The organism is Cohnella phaseoli, from assembly GCF_003386235.1.
In the GTDB taxonomy this organism is placed as follows: domain Bacteria; phylum Bacillota; class Bacilli; order Paenibacillales; family Paenibacillaceae; genus Cohnella; species Cohnella phaseoli.
The window spans coordinates 1-19,285 of sequence record NZ_QRDZ01000011.1 but is presented as its reverse complement, the minus strand read 5'-3'; the positions used below and the strand labels follow the sequence as shown (position 1 = coordinate 19,285).

Annotated in this window: 14 protein-coding genes; 9 read left to right on the top strand and 5 right to left on the bottom strand. The window is 55.6% G+C overall.

The window, feature by feature from the left end:
* The first annotated feature begins 33 nt into the window (after positions 1-33).
* Positions 34-1,479, top strand: coding sequence for a sialate O-acetylesterase (locus DFP98_RS15065; RefSeq protein WP_116061437.1), 1,446 nt, complete (start codon positions 34-36; stop codon positions 1,477-1,479).
* A 122-nt stretch (positions 1,480-1,601) separates the two neighbouring features.
* On the opposite strand, the gene DFP98_RS15060 is transcribed toward DFP98_RS15065, so the two are convergent.
* Positions 1,602-2,378, bottom strand: coding sequence for a helix-turn-helix transcriptional regulator (locus DFP98_RS15060; RefSeq protein ID WP_181917710.1), 777 nt, complete (start codon positions 2,376-2,378; stop codon positions 1,602-1,604).
* Positions 2,379-2,745: 367 nt separating this feature from the next.
* Between DFP98_RS15060 and DFP98_RS15055 the strand changes: the two genes are divergently transcribed.
* The gene (locus DFP98_RS15055) at positions 2,746-4,986 is read left to right on the top strand and encodes an FAD-dependent oxidoreductase (RefSeq protein ID WP_116061435.1); all 2,241 of its coding nucleotides are present in this window, start codon (positions 2,746-2,748) and stop codon (positions 4,984-4,986) included.
* A 446-nt stretch (positions 4,987-5,432) separates the two neighbouring features.
* On the opposite strand, the gene DFP98_RS15050 is transcribed toward DFP98_RS15055, so the two are convergent.
* Positions 5,433-7,517, bottom strand: a complete 2,085-nt coding sequence (locus DFP98_RS15050) for an MORN repeat-containing protein (RefSeq protein WP_116061434.1) — start codon at positions 7,515-7,517, stop codon at positions 5,433-5,435.
* A complete protein-coding gene (locus DFP98_RS15045) occupies positions 7,517-7,903 on the bottom strand; it encodes a DUF4280 domain-containing protein (protein ID WP_116061433.1) in 387 nt (128 codons plus the stop codon). The genes DFP98_RS15050 and DFP98_RS15045 overlap by 1 nt, the downstream gene beginning before the upstream one ends.
* A 197-nt stretch (positions 7,904-8,100) precedes the next feature.
* Between DFP98_RS15045 and DFP98_RS15040 the strand changes: the two genes are divergently transcribed.
* From DFP98_RS15040 to DFP98_RS15005, 7 genes are all read left to right on the top strand, one after another.
* Positions 8,101-10,848, top strand: a complete 2,748-nt coding sequence (locus DFP98_RS15040; RefSeq protein WP_116061432.1) for an adenylate/guanylate cyclase domain-containing protein — start codon at positions 8,101-8,103, stop codon at positions 10,846-10,848.
* A 21-nt stretch (positions 10,849-10,869) separates the two neighbouring features.
* Positions 10,870-11,373 (top strand): GNAT family N-acetyltransferase, encoded by a 504-nt coding sequence (locus DFP98_RS15035; RefSeq protein ID WP_116061431.1) that lies wholly within the window; start codon positions 10,870-10,872, stop codon positions 11,371-11,373.
* A 17-nt stretch (positions 11,374-11,390) separates the two neighbouring features.
* Positions 11,391-14,555, top strand: coding sequence for a cyclic nucleotide-binding domain-containing protein (locus DFP98_RS15030; protein WP_116061430.1), 3,165 nt, complete (start codon positions 11,391-11,393; stop codon positions 14,553-14,555).
* A 590-nt stretch (positions 14,556-15,145) separates the two neighbouring features.
* Entirely contained in the window at positions 15,146-15,445 is a 300-nt protein-coding gene (locus DFP98_RS15025; protein WP_220377114.1) for a hypothetical protein, read from the top strand.
* Between the two features lie 77 nt (positions 15,446-15,522).
* Complete coding sequence (locus DFP98_RS15020; RefSeq protein WP_246016546.1) at positions 15,523-16,428, top strand: RluA family pseudouridine synthase; 906 nt, start codon at positions 15,523-15,525, stop codon at positions 16,426-16,428.
* A gap of 322 nt (positions 16,429-16,750) precedes the next feature.
* On the top strand, positions 16,751-17,062 hold the full coding sequence (locus DFP98_RS15010) for a hypothetical protein (protein ID WP_116061427.1): 312 nt from the start codon (positions 16,751-16,753) through the stop codon (positions 17,060-17,062).
* Positions 17,063-17,242: 180 nt separating this feature from the next.
* Entirely contained in the window at positions 17,243-17,491 is a 249-nt protein-coding gene (locus DFP98_RS15005; RefSeq protein WP_116061426.1) for a CPCC family cysteine-rich protein, read from the top strand.
* 211 nt (positions 17,492-17,702) lie between these two features.
* On the opposite strand, the gene DFP98_RS15000 is transcribed toward DFP98_RS15005, so the two are convergent.
* Both DFP98_RS15000 and DFP98_RS14995 read right to left on the bottom strand, forming a co-directional pair.
* A complete protein-coding gene (locus DFP98_RS15000; RefSeq protein WP_281275136.1) occupies positions 17,703-18,737 on the bottom strand; it encodes an IS4 family transposase in 1,035 nt (344 codons plus the stop codon).
* Complete coding sequence (locus DFP98_RS14995) at positions 18,737-18,973, bottom strand: hypothetical protein (protein WP_220377113.1); 237 nt, start codon at positions 18,971-18,973, stop codon at positions 18,737-18,739. The genes DFP98_RS15000 and DFP98_RS14995 overlap by 1 nt, the downstream gene beginning before the upstream one ends.
* Positions 18,974-19,285: the final 312 nt, after the last annotated feature.

Below are 19,285 nucleotides of genomic sequence, written 5' to 3'. Positions count from 1 at the left end.
GGTTTCCGGTAGAGGAGAAAGGAGGGGATCCGAATGATTACGGTGCTGGAGCCTTCCGCTCATTGCGTTTATCAGCGCGATTGCGAAGGGGCAGCGGATATTCCTTTCGCGGTGAGAATCTCATCCGAATTCGGAGGAACGATCGAGGCGAGGTTGCTTGCCGAGGATGGCGAAGCGATCGGTCGAGCTATCGTAAATCGGGAAGGAACGTTGTCGACGGGGATTCGAGAAGAAACGTTGGTCACTGCGCGGTTAGAGCGGGTGTCAGTGGGGACCCGAGAAGGAATATGGATTGCAGGAGGGTTCGAGCGAGTACCGACGGGTTCCTACCGGATGGAGTTGTTTGTCCGGGACGGGGAGGTGGAGCGGGAGAGCCTATGCGTCGAGGCCGTCCACGTCGGAGATTTATGGGTTCTCGCCGGACAATCGAACATGGAAGGCTGCGGCAAGCTGGTCGGCGTTGAACAACCGGAAGACGGTATCTGCTGCTATTACATGGGCGACCGGTGGGGGATCGCCGAGGAGCCTTTGCATTGGTTTAACGAATCTCTCGATCCCGTCCACTGGAGAGTGCCGGAGGAAGAACTCGGAACGACAGTCGTCTGTGAGAGACGGAACAGGAGCATCGGCGCCGGGTTGGGGCTGGCCTTCGCGAAGGAAGTCCGCCGCCATGAAGGAGTCCCGGTCGGGCTGATCGTGTGCGCCTATGGGGGATCCTCGATGGCCGATTGGGGGCCGGTTCGGATGGATGAATCGGGATCGACCTTATACGGGGCACTGCTGAGAAGAGTGCGCAAGCTCGGCGGCCGCGTGAAAGGCTGTCTCTGGTATCAAGGAGAAGCGGAAGCCAACGAACGAGATGCGCCGCTATACGCGGAACGCCTTCGAACCTGGGTCGCTTCTTTAAGAGAAGATCTCAGAGATTCCGCTCTTCCTTTCGTTTACGCGCAGCTGTCGACCGTTCATTTTATGGATGCGAATTCCTCGTGGTGGAACGCCGTCCAGGAGGAGCAACGGCTGGCGGAAGAAGCGCTCGCTCCGGCCGCGATGGTGCCGACAGTCGACGCGACGTTGTCGGATATCATTCATGTCGGTACGGAATCGATGAAGGAGATCGGTCGCCGAATGGCTTGGCAAGCGCTTAGGATCGCTTACGGCCGGCAGGCATATGAGACGGGGCCGAGGCCGGGCGTTATGCGCTGGAACGAGGAACGTACCCTATTAAGGCTGGAGATCGAAGGGGCGCATGGGAAATTGCACGATTCGGACAGGGTGTACGGGTTCTCGGTCGAGGCGGATGACGTTCCAGTGCCGGTCAAGGCCGCCGTCTCACAGGATGGTAGGAGCATAGAGCTTCGTTTCGAGGAACCGGTTTCTGCGGTCGGGCTATTGCGGCATGGAGCCGGCTTTAATCCGACGGTTAACGTTGCAGATAGCAAAGGGATCCCATTGCCCGTTTTTGGGCCGTTGGAGATTTGAAGAATATGTCATAGCAAAAAGCAAGCCTTCCTGTTTCGAGGAAGGCTTGTTCTTTCTTGATTTACTTGGAAATGTGGCGGATAAGTGCGTTTTGACACAGGATTAAATGCCTGTCCGAAGCATCACACACGATTTTCTTTGCGAAATGCCGACGGGCTCATGTTCATATGTTTGCTAAAAACCCGGCTTAAATAGAAACCGTTCTCATAGCCGCAAGCCTGGGCGATCGCGTCGACAGTCCAATTGCGGGTCATTAACAGCTTGACGGCCTGCTGCATCCGCAGCTCGGTTATAAAAGCGATCGGCTTCTGGCCGTAACAAGCTTGGAAGCTTCGGCTTAGCTGGACAGGCGTTAACTGGTAGGCGGCTGCAACATTTTTTAGCTGGAGCGGTTCGAAGGCGTGCTTCTCGAGATGGTCTTTAATTTGCTGCATGGCCGGGTCCATTTTGGCGGATTTGCTACCGAATTCGAAGTTCTCATGCGCTTCTTTCCAAAGCATCATCCATAGATCCCGCAAAAGATGCTCGCGGTACTGCACGGCAAAAGAGGAACGGTCGAGCGCATAAGTGCGAAGGTCGGCGCTGTTATGGGCAACGCGAATTTGATTGGACAGGCGAATCCTCCCGCAAGGATGATCATGATCGGAAGCCGCTTCATAAACAAACCGCAAAAAATGAAACGTAACTGCGCTAATAGCCTCCCGTTCAAACCTATGGTTCGGTGGACAAAGAACGAGATCGCCGGCTCCGGCAATTCCTTCATATTCACCGATGCGATAACGAAAGCTGCCCGTCTCGACCAAGAACAGAACCCACTCCCCATATTCATCGTAGCGCAGCTCGAATTGCTCTTTTTCCAACCAGTAGACGTGCAGAAGAAGCTGGGGCAGATTGGGCAACAACATTCCCTCCTTAAATTTTGAGTTTAGCCGATTCTAGCGGTCTGGGGGACCGTTACGCGAGCGAATTCGAGGGATTGATCGCCTCTAGCGGTCTGGGGACCGTTAAGAGGGGACCTTGGGTTGTGATGTTGGTAGCCTGAACGAAGGGGATAGCGAGAAAATGCCGCACATCGGCGCTTGGACGAAGCTCCGGCGAACGCCTGGGGAATGCCCTGCCAGGCGATGTAAGTTAACTGGTCATTCGTGATCGTAAGTGAAATTTTAGATATAACAAATGAAATAAGGTGCATTTTATAAAGCTTATAACCATTATATCATGAAAAATAAGATACATTTAAAATCTCAAACTTGGAGGTTTAGAACGATGAGACAGGAGATCGTAAAAGTCGATATCACGGTTATTGGCGGAGGCTTGGCCGGCGTATGCGCTGCGGTAGCGGCGGCACGACTCGGCAGCAAGGTAGCGCTCGTGCATAATCGCCCCGTTCTGGGCGGCAACTCCAGCAGCGAAGTGCGGGTATGGGTGTGCGGGGCAACAGGACACGGTATTCATCGGTATGCGAGGGAAACGGGCATTATGGGCGAGATGTTCGTCGAGAACCAGTATCGCAATAAGGAAGGCAATCCGTATTATTGGGATCTGGTCGTTCTGGAGACGGTGAGGAACGAGCCGAATATTTCCTTGTATCTGAACACGGACGTGCATGAGGTTGAGGCTGAAGGGCCTGAGGCTGATCGCCGCATTAAGTCTGTGACGGGGTGGATGATGGCTTCGGAACGGCGCATTCGCTTTGAGAGCGAGCAGTATATCGATTGCACCGGCGATGGACTGGTCGGTTTCCTGGCAGGCGCGAAGTATCGTCTCGGACGGGAATCGAAGGATGAATACCAAGAAGCGTGGGCGCCGGACGTTGCGGACGAGATTACGCTCGGCAGTACGATTTTGTTTTATACGCGGGACGAAGGCAGGCCGGTGAAGTATGTGCCGCCAAGCTTTGCCCGCGATATTACACAAACGACGATTCCGTTAAAACGGGTCATCCGCAGCGGCGACTCGGGTTGCCATTACTGGTGGATCGAATGGGGCGGCGAGCACGATACGGTGCATGACAATGAGAAAATCCGCGATGAGTTGTGGGCGGCGATTTACGGCATATGGGACTATATTAAAAATTCGGGCCAATTCGATGCGGACAATATGACGTTGGAATGGGTCGGCGCCGTTCCGGGGAAACGGGAGTACCGACGGTTCGTCGGCGATTACGTGCTGAATCAAAACGATATTTTGGCGCAGAGAGAATTCGAGGATCGCATCGGCTTTGGCGGCTGGTCGATCGATTTGCATCCGCCTCAAGGAATGTATGCAGAAGAGAGCGGCTCGAAGCATCTGTATATGGACGGCGTCTATCCGATTCCGTTTCGCAGCTTGTATTCGGTGAATGTGTCCAATATGCTGATGGCCGGGCGCAATATTAGCGCGACGCATGTCGCTTTCGGCACGACACGCGTGATGGCCACCTGCGCAGTGCTGGGAGAAGCGGCGGGAACGGGAGCGGCCCTGTGCGTCAAGCACGGGGTAACGCCGCGAACTGTCGCCCAGGAATACCGGCACGAGCTCCAGCAGACGCTGCTGAAGCAGGATGCCTCGGTCATAGGCGTCGCTTATGCCGACCCGCACGATTTGGCCCGTACGGCGAAGGTCGAGGCTTCAAATTATATGCGCAGCATTCGGATTGAACGATCCGACGAAACCGCGATGCTGGCTGAGGATGTCGGCATTTTGCTGCCTGTCGATCAATTGTCCAGATTGGAGCTTCTGTTGGACGCGAACGAGGCGACGCAACTGGAGATTGAACTGTGGTCTACCGGTCGCCCGGAAAATTACGTTCCGTACACGAAAGAAGCTTCCGTGCTGCTGGACTTGCCTGCCGGAGAACGGCAGTGGGCCTTGTGCGATCTCGCTTGGAAACCGTCTCAGCCGCAGAATGCGTTTATCATTGTAAAAGCCAATGCAGCGGTAGAGCTGCATCTATCGCACGAGCCGATGACCGGCGTGATCGGCTTCGTCGGCACAAATACTACTCGGGCTGCGGCGACGACGGAAAATCGCGAAGCCAGTCAGCCGGTGCTGACATGGTCGATGAAAAAATACGCGCGCAAGCCTTTCTGCCTACGCACAGTCGGAACAACGGAGGTCTACTGTCCGTCACAGGTGCAAAATGGCTTCATCCGGCCTTACGGGGGACCGAATATGTGGGTGTCCGAACCGTCGAACGAGCCGCAATGGCTTGAATTTTCATGGGATGAGACGGTGGTGGTGAAGGAAGTGCAGCTCGTTTTCAACGACGATGTGAACGAGGATCTGATTAATTTGCATCATCATCGCACAGACTTTGAGGTCATACCCGAGTTGGTGAAAGATTATTCGCTGCAAGCCCTGATCGATGGGGAATGGCGCACGATTCATCGCGAAACGGACAACCGCAAGCGGAAAAGGACTCATCCATTGTCGCAGCCTGTAGCGACTTCGGCGTTAAGGCTTGTACTGGAGGCGACTAACGGTTGTTCGCGGTTTGAGGTAATTAGGGTTAGCATTTATTCATAGCGCGCGCCGAGCCTGCATGTTACAGCCGAAAATTTCTTTATAAGGCTGGCACTTCAGCAGATGGCGAACCCTGTTATCCTTGTTACGGTACTGAGCGAGCTCTACTAAATTATAAGAAACTGCCCTGATCTCAAAGGACTCTCCTTCGAATGGGGCAGTTTCTTATTTAAGGTCTCTATGACGGACGTTATCTGGAAGTGTTGAACACTTGGAATAAAGCGGATTTTCCGCTTTATTTTCGCTTGCTGGGCTGAATCGGTGAGAGTAGGGCGGACTTTCCGCTTTATTTTTCGGATAATCCGCTTTTTCCGAATTTAAAGCGGATAAGTCGCTCTATTTTCTTCAAAATGTCCGATCCCCCATAATTAAGGCGGCTTCTCCGCTCTAGCGCAGTACCTTCCAACTGGCGTTCCTCGACGAACAAACATCAACCCGCGCTTTTCAAACTATCGAACCAACTGATGAACGCTAAGCCGAACCGGAACGTCTTTGTTGTAGGTGAAAATATAGAGAGCGTCGTTCCAGACGTAAGTCATCTCGTACTTGCTGCCGCCGAGCGTTTGCTTAAGACCTTTCTGCTTCTCGTCTTGGAGCGTTCTCGCAAGCTGCTCCAGCACCGCTTTGTTCCAGGTGTTGATTTCGGTGACCGCATAAGCTTCCGGATTGTCCTCGTCGGCGATCAGCTTAAACGAGAACTGATGGGCCGCGTAAGTGAAATCGAGCGGCTCCGGCGGTAGATCCGGTAAAATTTCCACTTCGTCCGGATTTGGCGACGGTGGAAGCACTTTGACGATTCTAGTCTTCGTCGCGAACGAAGCGGTGGAGGCTGCCGTGCGGATACCGGTGCTGACTGAGCTCGACCCGCCAGAACCCGAACCACCTGAATTAGAAACGCCAGTACTCGACCCGTCAGAACCCGAACCGCCGGAACCCGACCCGCCAGAACCCGAACCGCCGGAATTAGAGCTGCCGGAGTTCGACCCGGCCGCATCGGCACTGTCTCCGCTTGGGCTAGTTGGGTTCGAAGTCTCTCCGTCGTTTGAGTTATTTCCGGAGGCGGCGCCGTCGTTGGCCGCCGATTCGCCGCCATTGCTGCTGGGCGCCGATCCTTCCGAACCGCTCGAACCGGAGCTGCCCGAACCCGAGCTTGACTTATCCGAGCTTGGCGAAGCTGCGGCAGGGTCGCTATTCGGATTGTTCGCTCCCGATTCGGAGTCTGCGGGAGCGGAGGCTTCCGGATTTGAACCGCTGCCGTTGCCGCTCTCCCCTGCGGAGCCGTCGGCCGGAGACTCCCCTTCCCCGATCGGCTCAAGCTCTTCGGGCAAAGGCTCGGCTTCGCTCGCCGGAGGAACGTCCGGCGCTCCCAACAGCTCTTGAAGCTTCGGCTGAGAGAGGCCGAGGAAGCCTTGGACGTCAATTTTACCGCCCTTGAAGTAGCCGGTATAGACAGCTGCGCCGTCCGCGTCGAGCAAGCTGCCGACGCCTTCGTACTTGTCGGATTTGAACTTGCCGGCGTACTGGGCGATGCCGTCGGAGCCAAAAGCTTTGCCGTCGCCGTCGCGCAAGCCGCCGACGAAGCCGCCCTCGTACAAGACGATGCCTTGCTCGTTCAGCAGCTTGCCGACGCCGTGATAATTGCCGAGCAGAAAGGCGCCCTCATACTTGGCGACGCCGGAAGGGAAATATTCCTTACCCGCGCCCGACAGAACGCCAGCGAGAAATAATCCCTCGTATTGCAAAGAGCCGTCCGCGCGATACAGCTTGCCTGCGCCCTCGTACTTGCCGCCGTTAAACGCGCCCTCATAAACGAGCTTTCCGCTCTCGTCGTAGAGCTTACCCGCGCCCTGATACTCGCCGCCCGCAAAAGCGCCCGCATACAGCGGTTGGTCCGGCGCAGAGAACAGCGTCCCCTTGCCTTCGTATTTGCCTGCGGCGAAGCCGCCGTCATACAGGACCGAACCGTCCGGCTTGAACAGCGTGCCTTTGCCTTCGTACAGATCGGAGGCAAATTGGCCGCGGTAGAGGAGAGAGCCATTCGAGTCGTACAGCTCGCCCTTGCCCGACTTCAGCCCTTGCCCGAAGTCGCCAATGTACAGCAGCGTTCCGTCCGGGGCGAACAGCTTGCCCGAACCGGAGAATTGGCCGTTCTCCAGAGGGCCCTGATAGACCAGGTTGCCGTTCGCGTCGACGATTTTGGCCAAGCCGTTAAAGCCCTGCGCCATCGCGGCCGACGCTTCGATCTTGGGCGTTCTGGAGAACCACTTGTCCACGAACTTCGGAGGCTTGATGAAGCCGAAGTATACGATTACAAGAGTGAGCAGAACGAGGATGACGAACAGCTTCTTGGCGATATAGAACGTTCCGATCTTCCAATAATTCTCCCGCGAACGCAGCTTGCCGCCCATAATGCTGCGCATCCACTTGACCAGACGGCGAATGATCAGCTTGGGAAGGTTTTTGGCGCGCTTGAGCGGCATAATGACCAAGCGCTTGACCGGCTGGATGAACGGCTTCAATATCATCTCTATCATTAGGGCACCTGTATCGTCATTTGACCTGGATTTACGATCTGAATAACCCCGCCGAAGTTGCACATGCACTTGGAAGAATTGTTCAAGGCGGGCATGTTGGCGACGAGCACTGTAGGGGAGCCCGGCACCCAAGGAGCGGCGATGGCGGGCGTGCAGGGCATCGGAGTCAAAACGCCGAGAGCCGCGGCTGTAGCGGAAGCGACGGCGGGATTGGCCATCGAATTGCACATGCCGAATGGGGCGATATTGACGAAAGGTTTATTGTCCATGATGTTGGCGATCGGCATTGCCGTCGTCGTACGGTTAACCGGAAGTACGTTCAGCATGCCCGGCGCCATGCCGAACGAGCATTGCAGAGAGGCGCCTCCGCATACAAGCTGACCCATTGACCCATCCTCCATCGGCGCGATTGCGCCAATCTTTTCTATCAATTTCCATACTACAATATTACTTGAAAATTGTCATTTTACATAGGAAAAAGGGTGTAAAATGTCGGCGTTTATAGTACGATGGAAATAATAGGCTAAGTAGCGGATATAGGTACTGAGGGGATGTCAATAGTGGAAAGAGACGGTAGAACGAAATGAGAAAACTGGCGTTGTTGGCGCTTGTCGTCGCATTGACGTTGACGGGGCTATCGGTTTACCGGATTATGCAGGAGGGCGGATGGCAGAAGGGACCTTGGTCCCGCCAAATTGCGCTCGAGAATTTATCGAGGGCCGCGGAGGCGACGGGAGATTCTCTTGTCGTCATTGGGCAATCGAAGCAGGACATTTGGCGTCTGTCCCGCGAGGGCAAGCTGGAGGCTAGCGCGCGGCATGCAGGCGTCCGCAGCGATTCCCGTCAGGACTTTACGGAGGTGGCCATAGACGGCGAAGGGCGACTGATCGTGCTCGATACGGTGCTCGATTCCTACGGGCTGATCGTTCAGAGCGAGCGAATCGTCCGTTACGATGCGAAGGGCGGCTCTCCGGAGACATTGTATGAATGGAAAGGCAACGGCACAAGCAAGCGAGTCGGGCAAATTCAGGGCTTGCGGGTGATGGGCGACAATCTGTATTTCTTTCTGGCCGCATCGGAGAAGATCTTCTTGATGCAGCTTCCCCTCCAAGGGGGCCAGCCGCAAGCGAAGTTTTCCTTCACTTTGCCGAAGGATCGTTTCTTGTCGGAGATTGAGGGCACGGAGCCCGGACAGATCTACTATACGACGAAGCGCGGCAGCATTTTCCGGGTTGCGGAGGATGGGACGAGCCAGAACCTATATCCGCTTGCGAATATGGATCGCACGCGCAAAAACTTCCCCGAAAGGCTGTCGATCGCGCCGGACGGCAGTCTTATGTTCGTCGACCGCCTACTAAATGCCGTGACGATCATGCCTACGGGAGGAACGGGACTGAAGGTGCTGCTCGACGGATCGGCGATCGTGCAGTCGGTTCCGGACGCGGAGAGCCACGAGATTATGGATGTCATTCCGATGATCGGCGGCGGATATGCAGTCGTGCTGAACGATCGCATCCTGCTCTACGACGGAATGAACCGGCTGGTCAAAGCGCTGACGAATGCCGGCTATTCCGGTGGAGCGCTCGCTTCGGGCTGGATTAGCTGGGGAGCTGGCGCGCTGGGTATCGCGCTGCTGATCTACTCGCTGTGGCTCGTATACGTCCATCTGATGAATCGTCGCGTGTCTCTTTTTCTCAAGCAGGGGGTTGTTATCGTTCCGATTATCGTCGTCGGCATGGTCCTGCTGTCGAATTCGATCTACAACGGATTTTCCTCCCGAATGGAAGAGGAGATGCAGCGAGAGCTGGCGCTCCTGGCCCGCAACGGGCAGCAGCTGATCGACGGAGACCGTCTGGAGAAGCTGAGCTCTCCCGCCGATTATCGCAACGAAGATTACGAGCTGATTCGGGATAAAATGAACTTTATTTTCGCGGACGAGCAAGACGTGGAGCGTCAAGGTTTGTACAGTACGCTGTATAAATACGACGACGGCCAACTGTACATCATCATGGACGACGACGACGGCGTAAACATGTTCAAGCCGTTCGAGATGAACGAGGCCAACCAACTGGTTCTGCGCGAGGGCAGCATCCAGACGGGCCAATGGGAGGACGCTAACGGCAAATGGCTGTTCGCGATCGGTCCGGTCTATAACAGCAAGCAGCAGGTCGTGGGCATCTATGAGACGGGACGAGATTTAAGCGTTCTCTATCAAGCCAACCGTACAATCTATCAAAATATTTTGCAAAATATCGCCATTATCACCGTCGTGCTGCTGGTCGTCATCCTCTCCGGAACGTTCTTTATGCTGTCGACGGTACGCAAGCTGCGCAAGAGCGTTATGGCGATGGCCGACGGCAATTGGGACGTCGAGGTGAGCGTCAAGAGCCGCGACGAGGTAGGCGATCTCGGGGAGCAGTTCAATCGGATGGCCCGGTATATCCGGCAGTATGTATCCGACATTACGAGCTTCTCGGAGGTGTCGTATCGATTCGTTCCGCAGCAGATTTTCAAGTCGCTGGGCAAAAAGGGCATTCTCGATATTCGTCTCGGCGATCAGGTTCAGCAGGATATGTCCGTGATGGTCGTTAATCTGCGCGATTTCCGCAAGCTGTCGCAGACGCTGACGCCGAAGGAAAACTTCAACTTCATGAATTCGTTCCTGCGCCGATTCGGTCCGCTTGTGCGTCGAGAGGACGGCTTGATCAGCAAATATCTCGGTGCGGGCTTCATGGCGCTGTTCCCCGGCTATGCCGAGGAGGCGCTCAGGGCGGCCATCGCGATTCGCGAAGAGCTGGATCAATACAACGCCAATCGAAGATTATCCGGCTACGCCCCGGTCGATATCGGCATCGCCATCCACCGCGGTCCGTTAATGATGGGCATTATCGGCGAGGAGAGACGCTGGGAAGGCAACGTTATCTCGGATGATGTGCACTTGACGTCAACGATGGAGAAAATGTCCGAGGAGCTGGGCGCATCGGTGCTCGTGACGCGGGATTTGTTCGAGCAGCTGCGTGAGCCGGAGCGCTTCCGCCATCGCTCGCTCGGACGGATTACGCCGGAGGGGCAAGATCAGGCGATCGAGCTGATTGATGTGTACGACGGTGATCCGGAGCCGATTCGCCAGGCTAAGGAACGCACGAAGGAGCTGTTCGAGCGCGGGCTGATGCTGTGCCAGGAGGGCCGATTCTACGACGCGCGCGAGACGTTCGTCGAGGTGATCAAGCATAATCGGATGGATAAAGCGGCCAAGCTGTATTTCTATCTCTGCGACGAGTACTTCCAGAAGGGCACGTCTTCCGGCTGGAACGGCACTCTGGCGGTTTAAAGCGGAGAGGGGGAGAATGGCATGGGCATGATTACCCGAACATACGAAATTCGGCTGCTGGATTCGGAAGAGCGGGCTCGCGGCATTGTGGAGTTTCTGTTCTCGGCTTTTTCGTTCGACGATACGAGGTATACGCCCGGCGAGGAGGAGCAGCTTCGGACTTTGCCGTATCGCGCGCTCGCCGGACAGGCAGTCGTCTGGTACGCGGTCAACGAGCTTGATGAGATTATCGCGGTTAGCTGCGTGGCCGAGAACGATCAGAAAACCGGAGGCTACAGCTGGGATTACGTGGTCGTGCATCGGGAATATCGGGGCTGGGGAATCGCGGGAGCGCTGCTGGAGCGAATGCTGGATTATTTGCGACAGGCGTTCGCCCGGTATTTGATCACGTATACGTGCAGTCTCCCGGAATACCAGACGATCCGCAGACTGTTCGAGAGAAACGGGTTTACTTTGATCGGCCAGTGTCCGGACTATTATTTTGACGGGGAAGATCGGTTGATCTACTGGCTGCGGATTTCATAAGAAAGTTGAGTAAGGCTATGATGGTACAACAATGGATTCGCCGATTGGGGATTATGACGGAGGACCGGCACAAGCTCGCGCTGATGGTGCCGGTCTTCCTGCTGTGCGGCATTGCCGAGATGCTGAATTACAACGGCTTTATGACGTTGTTTAATCAGCGCTTCGGCAGTGTTTATTTGCCTTATATCTATGTCGCCGAGGCGGTTATCCTGCCGCTGGAAGCGTGGTTTATGACCTGGTTGGCCGGCAGGATGACGAAGCCGGGATTGATGCGGACGATGTATTCCCTGATGATCGGAATCGTCGCCGTGAATGCGGTTGTTCTGTTAGGGCTGAGAGCGGCCGGGATCGATTTTCGTTTCTATTATCCGTTTTTGTTTTTGACTTCGAATTTTGTCGTGCGTCAGCAGACGATTTTGCTGTGGAGTCTGGCCGTCGATCTGTGCCCGACGCAGCAGGCAAAGCGGCTAATGCCGTTCTTCGTGGCTGCGGCGACGCTGGGCGGCGTGGCTGCGGGGCTAATTACTCAGGCGGTGAGTCCTTGGGTTGGACCGGACATCGTCTATGTGCTGGGACCGCTGTTCCTGCTGGCCGCTCTGTATAACTACCGCAAAGCGATCGCGGATTATCTGGTGCCGTTGGCGCTTAGATCGGCGGGGAGCAGCGAGGGGGAACAGGAGACGCTGTCGTCGATGGATTATTTCAAGCGGACGCTGAAGTCTCCGTTCCTTCTTGGCGTTCTTGGAATGATGACGGTGATGCCGGCGCTTTATTTTCTGATGGAGTTCGTGTTTCTGAATACGGCGCATACCGCTTACCCGAACGAGGCCGACTTCGGCAAAATGTTCGGCGTCGTTACGACCGTTCTATTCGCGCTGGCGTTCCTGCTGCAGCTCGTCTCGGGGCGCCTGATGGCGTGGCTCGGCGCGAGCGGCATGCTAGCGGGCATCTCGGCCGTCTATGTGCTGGCGTTTGCCGCCGCATGGGGATTGATCGGTTCCCCTATTGCGATGTTCGCGGTTTCCGGGAGCTACATGCTGACGTACTTGCTCATTTACTATTCGGCTGAGCCTTCCTATCAATTATTCTATAAAATGCTGCCGCTTCAGCAGCGGGACGGCTTCCGCTACGTGGCGCAAGGTATTGCGACTTTCGCGGGCATTTTGCTTGGCGCGGGACTTCAGTTTCTGCATACCGGCTTTGGCTGGGGGTTCGCGGAGCTGGCTGCGCTTGGCTTGGCCGGAGCCGTGGTCATGTTCGTGCTGGCATGGGTCGTTCGTCAGCTCTATATGAAGGAACTCGTTCGCAGCTTGCAATCGGCCGGTCTTTCGGAGGATAAGGAACTGGCGGAGAGCTACAAGGAGTTTTTCCGCAATCCGCGTACGATGGGCGTTGTGCAGACCATGCTTGACAGCGGAAGCGAGGAGGCGCGCGAAATAGCGCTTAATCTGCTCGGACGCAGTCGGGATGTCCGCCACATGTCGCAAATTCTCGCGCGGATCGACGATGAAAGCCCGCGGGTAAAGATCGCCGCGCTGAAGGCGCTCGACCTGTCTGGCTCGGGACTTCCGGAGATGGTCAAAGTGGCCTCGCTGCTGGAGGACCCGGAACCGGATGTCCGCCAGGAAGTCGTGCGCCAGCTGGCTCGGATGAAGCATATGCCTTCTCAGGCTTTTTTCTTCCTGCGGATGAAGCTGCTTGATCCGTCGCCGATGGTGGTCGCGGAAGCGGTCAAGGCGATGTATATGCTGGAGAGCGCGCAAAGCTACGAGGCCTGCTACGAGGTGATCGAGCGGATTTTGCAGGAGGGCGGCGAGGAGTCGATCCACGTCTGCCGCGTTGTGGGCGAGCTGGGGCTGGATCGTTTCGCACCCGAGGTGAAGGCGTTGCTGGAGGACCCTCATCCTGCGGCCAGAGTGGCGGCAACGGCTTGTCTCGGCGTGTTGAAGCGAACGGAGGTCGCACCCGGTTTGCTGGCGAAGCTGCCGGCGGCGGATCAGGAGCTGTACCGGGTGACGGTGCAGGCGCTGATCGATATGGGCGACGGCATCGTTGCCGCGCTGAAGGAGGCGCTGCCGGACGCTTCGCCGAAGAGCTGGAGCGCAGGTACTACGGCGCTGGCGCGGCTGTTGCCGGATGAGCAGGTTCGCGGCTGGCTGGCAGAACAGGCGGCGGACAAGCTGGCCGAGCATGCACAGTCGTCGCTGCTGCCCGAGGCCTATGGCGAGCTGGGGCGCACGGATTTGGCGGAGCTGGCCGCGCTTAGGCAGCGGGATCTGGAGCAGACGATTCACGAAGGCGTCTGGGCGATTCTGGTGCGGTTGACGGATGAGCAGGTCGTCGCTGCCGTTAGGAAGGCGCTGGCGGACGAGGATGAGGAAGTCCGCAGCGGCGGGCTTGAGGTGCTTGCGGAAGGCATCGGCGGCGTGCGCAAGCTATCGCAAAGATTGGCGGCCGGATGGGAAGCCAATGCGGAACGCATGGAGAAGCTGACCTTGGAGGAGGCCGCCGCGGCGGTCGCTCGGTCGGCGGAATCGGCCGACGATTGGTGGCGGGAGATGGCTGGAGAATGGCGGCGAGGGGAGGAGGCGACGACGATGAAGGAAGAGCGGGGCGCTAGTGCTGGTTCGGGTGCGAGTGTAGGCGTAGGTTCAGGTGGCGGGGCAGGAGCGGGTGCTGGCGCTGGGACTGGTTCTGGCGCGGGGGCTGGTTCGAGTGCTGGGACAAGTGCGCTTGGGCGGTTAAACAAAGTTGTATTTTTGAAGAAAGTTCCGTTTTTCGCCGACCTGTCGCTTGAAGAGCTCGGCTTGATCGCAGGCGCTGCGACTGAGATGACGTTCGAGGACGGCAGCTATTTGCTGCAGCGCGGGGATAAAAACGGTGCGATGTACGTCGTGATCGACGGCAACGTAGAGCTTAAGAGCGTCTCTGCCGCCGGCTGGGAGGGCACGCTGGGCGTTCTCGGAGCCGGCGAAGTATGCGGCGCGACTTCGGCGCTGGACGAGTCGGCCTCCACAGTGAGCGCGCAGGCGTTTTTCGGCGACGTCCGAGTTCTAGCGCTGCAACGTGAGGATGTCACGCGGCTTGTCCGTCTGTATCCCGAGATCGGCATCGGCCTTTTGCGAGCTTCTCTTGCCCGGATTCGGCTTTTGGAAGAGATGCTAATGAAGATTGATTCGTAGAATCACACCAAGTCAAACGTTCAGGGGCGCTCGTATAATGGTCTGCCAGACCGTAAGAAGTGTCTAGATGCTCGGATTTGCTCGCGTAGCGGTCTGCCAGACCGTAAGAAGCGTCTAAATGGTCGGATTTGCTCGCGTAGCGGTCTCCCAGACCGTAAGAGGCGCCTAAATGGTGGGATCTGCTCGCGTAACGGTCTCCCAGACCGTAAGAGGCGCCTAAATGGTCGGAACTGCTCGCATAACGGTCTCCCAGACCGTAAGAAGCGCCTAAATGGTCGGATCTGCTCGCATAACGGTCTGCCAGACCGTAAGAAGCGTCTAAATGGTCGGATTTGCTCGCGTAGCGGTCTCTGAGACCGATACGCAAGCAGTTTTGGTATGCGATTGGCACTGTATCCTCAAGTGTGTTTGTTCAGAAGATATGTAAGTGATTGGCCTGTAGGGAAAGTATGACCGAGTTGACATTGCTCGGACGTTCCCGTATATTGATCGGCAAAGCCCGCCAGAGGTTAGCGGGCGCGTATTAGAATCGGAGGAAGACACAATGAGCGGAGCAGGACGAAATCGGACGCGCGGCGGACAGAAATCCGGTGGTCATGAGAATAATGGACGGCGGGATCGCGGCGCTTCGGGAGCTGGACGGAATGGCGGAGCAGCGAAACGGACTGGAGGAGCTGTACGCAGCAACGGCGGATCGTCGAGTTGGTCGGATGAAGGCAGTCGGAGTGGCGTGGTGTCTAAACGATCTGGGGGAGAAGTGCGCGGTGGTGGGGCGAAACGTCCAGGAGGAGGCGCGAGAAGCGGAGAGAATGCTGCGAGGGCCGGGGGCTACGGGCGCAGCGAGCTTCGTGAGCATGGCGGCAGAAGTCAACGGGCGGAACCGCCAGTAAGAGGAGAAGTAGGGGCGGATCGTCCGGCTGAGCGAAATTCCGGCGCCAGACGCGGGGGCGCGGGCGGACCGGGAACTGTGGCGCGAAGCGGCGGACAACCGCAGCAACTGCTCGGCATGGGACGCATCAAAGGCGAGTGGATGGACATTCGGCTGCCCGACGGCTTAGTCGGTGCTCCACTGTCGGTAGTTGCCAAGTATTTGCCGCTTCCACCGAAGCATCTCTCCAAGTTGCTGCAAAATCGTGGATGCCTACTGCAGGGGGCCAACCTACGCCTGCATCTGTTTCCGCGAGAACAGCGGGACTATCCGTCCGATTGGATGGAACTCAACATTCTATATGAAGACGAGTTCACGCTCGTTGTGAACAAGCCGGCAGGCATCGAGGTACACCCGAGCGAGAAGGGGCAGCGCAAGACGCTCGCTCATGCGGTTGCTGCTTACTACGAAATGACGGGCCAGGACTTGCGCGTACGTCACGTGCATCGCATCGACAAAGATACGACCGGACCGGTACTATATGCGAAAAACGAATTTGCCCAGTACCAGTACGATAAAGGAATGCGCGAGAAAACGATCGGACGCGTCTACCTGGCGTTAGCCGAAGGCGGCATAGAGGGGAACAAGGGCAGGATCGACAAACCTATCGGTCAGGACCGTCACCATTCCACGCGCCGTCGTGTCAGCGAGACTGGCGATCCTGCCGTGACTCATTACGAGGTCGTTGAGCGCTTTGCAGATCACACCCTCGTTCGGCTGCATCTGGAGACGGGACGCACGCATCAGATTCGCGTCCATCTGTCTTCGATCAACCATCCGTTGGCAGGCGACGGACTGTATGGCGGCAAGAGAACGGTCATTTCCCGGCAAGCTCTGCATGGCGAACGGTTGATCTGGCACCATCCGTGGACGGGGGACAAGCAGCAGGTTACGGCCTCGCTTCCGGATGATATTAGAGAAGCGCTAGATAAGCTTCGACGCTAACAGAATTTACAACATAAGAGAACAAACAAACGCCTTCAAGAGAAATACCTTCATGTCGTGGGATGTGGGGGATGATCTTGGGGGTGTTTTTCGTTGTAGTAAGTGATTTAGATAAGAGGTTTATTAATGAGGATAGCTACCAGGGTCAGATTAATAATCCTCTTACGTTGAATCTGTATACGTATGTTGGGAACAATCCGTTGACCAGATGGGACCGAGTGGGTATAACTGGGTTGAAGACCAGTGGAACGGATTTGCATCTGGGATGAAGGAAGTTCATTCTTCGTGGTATTCAGCGGCGGATTACTGGAGTTTAGGACTAGTGTCCCAAGTTAACGATTATATTCAAGTAAGTAAAGAAAAGCCGATGTCTTTGGAGCAATGGGGTAAAGCAGCAAATATATTTATACAGGTTACACCAATGAAAGCAGGAACAGTGGTTACTAAGACAGCAACCGGAATTACTTCGACAGTAAAAGCAGCAAACAAGGTGAAATGGACAGCAGGTAAATTTGCTGAAGGAAAACTGGATAGCCACTTCCAAAAGCATGTTATTAACAGACAAGAATGGTCGGATCTGGGGTACTCTCTAACAAAAGCAGGGCTTAGAGAGGGCAATAAGTTTGTTGAATAGTGAAATTGGTGGGGGTATTCGTGGCTTCACATCTAAAAGTGGCTATGTTTTTCGGTACAACACTAAAACTAATGAATTTGCAACAGGTAAACCTGATGGTACTATTGAAACACTATTTCGACCCAAAGAGGGCCTAAAATACTGGTATGATCAAGTGAAAGCATTTGGGGGAGATTTGGATTGAGTACAAGAAAGTACAATTGTCCTTGTTGCGGGTATGCCACATTACCTTCCGAACCACCTGGTACTTTTGATATCTGTCCCGTATGTTACTGGGAAGATGACAATTTACAGTATGCTCAACCAGAAAGGGAAGGAGGGGCAAACGACATCAGCTTATTAGAGGCTAGGCAAAACTTCAAAAAATTTGGAGCTATGTCACTAGAATTCACGGATAAAGTGCGTTTACCGTTTGAAGACGAACGATGACTGTTCAATAATTTCTAACTGTTTTAACAAGCTTAGAGTGCCTATGTCTAGAGAAACTGGGTTTGAATATGGCGCGGCTGTCGCCGGGCCAACAAAACCTAACCCCCGCCTTGCGGCAGCATAAAGAACCACACCCTAACCTGATGACCAGAGCAAACGGCTTGCCCACTTGTTGATTCCCCCCCCCCCCAATGTTGTCAGGTTAAGGGCCCTATAGCCCCCGCCGCTTGGTCTTTGTGAATTTATTGGCTTTAGTCTGCTTGTCACGCTTGAAAGTACGATCCTTGACGACGGGGACGATGTTGCGCTGCAGTTCTTCCAAAAATCGTTCGTGCATCTCGTCCCTTTTCCCATCGTCGTCTTCGAGTACCATTGCGATGAGCCGGTTGCGTAATTTACCAACCAGAATGTTTTTGTTGATTCGGTACTCGGTATATTTCAAGTGATCGGTTCGTTTGGTTTCTTGCAATTGTTCCTCGGCTTCTTGTTCCATGACCGAAGCCATATTGCTGAGCAGTACGGTGGCGTAAAAGTCTTGTTCGATCAACTGGGGTTTCTGACCCGAAAAATTCTCAATCTCAAACTTATGCTTCAAATCGTCGAACCGGGTTTCCACGCCCCATCTCTTGAAATACAAGGGCTTACTCGCTTCATAGCTCAGTTCGTCGGCACTGACGTTGGTCAGCAGGATTTCCGTTTCGCCGGTGGACAACTCCACTTTGATGACACGAACTTGCAGGACGGTTCCCGGTGCAAGGCTCTTCCCTTGCTTCTTCAGCTCTTTCGCTCTGGCCTTCGTGATTTCGATCGTAACGACCTCATCCGGTCGTGTCGTGTTCACGATTTCTTTGTAAAATGATCCCTGGGCCCGCATCAGGTAAGAGATGCCCTTTTCTTGTAAATACAGCATAAAGTCAGCGGACGGATAGCCGCGATCGAACAGGATCAAATCACGCACCGGTGCGCTCCTCAATTGGAGCATGTGCTCGATATTCCGTTTAGCCAGATCGCGTTCATTGTCATCGTAGCGGCTCAGGCAGGTGCTGATCGCCAGTTTGTTTTCCACGTCGTACAGATGGGAGGAAAGCGCCCTTGCAATCCGAAACCCGACTTTATAGGTCGTCGTGTACCCGTATTCCTTCTGTGTTTCTTTGGTGTTTGGCAGCTCCATGACGCTTCCGTCCATCGCCAGCAGCCGAAATCCGAGGTAGGTTTTGAAATCGCCATCCTCGTAATACGCCCGGATCAGTCATTTAGCAACGTGAACGCATCCGGCAGCAGCTTCTGACGGGCTTCGGAAAAAGATTGTTTCGTGTAGGTCGTCTTCACCGCTTCTTCTGGCATGAACATCTCCCGAAACTCATCCAGTTCCAGTTGCGTCGATTTTCGAACCATTCGTAGAATGAGTGCCACGAGCGGAAAGAATCCGATTTTGCGATTCCGTTTAAAATCTTTTTCGTTCTTCTTCGCTTTTTCTTTCAACTCGTCGCTTCTCATTTGGCCAAACACGCGACGTAAGATCGCTTTTCCGTTTTTTTCACAACTCTATCGTCCGTTTCTATCGTTTACCTCTACTATACCAATTTCTACTAACCTGACAACATTGCCCCCCCCCCCCCCCCCCCCCCCCCCCCCCCCCCCCCCCCCTCCCCCCCCCCCCCCCCCCCCCCCCCCCCCCCCCCCCCCCCCCCCCCCCCCACCCCCCCCCCCCCCCCCCCCCCCCCCCCCCCCCCCCCCCCCCCCCCCCCCCCCCCCCCCCCCCCCCCCCCCCCCCCCCCCCCCCCCCCCCCCCCC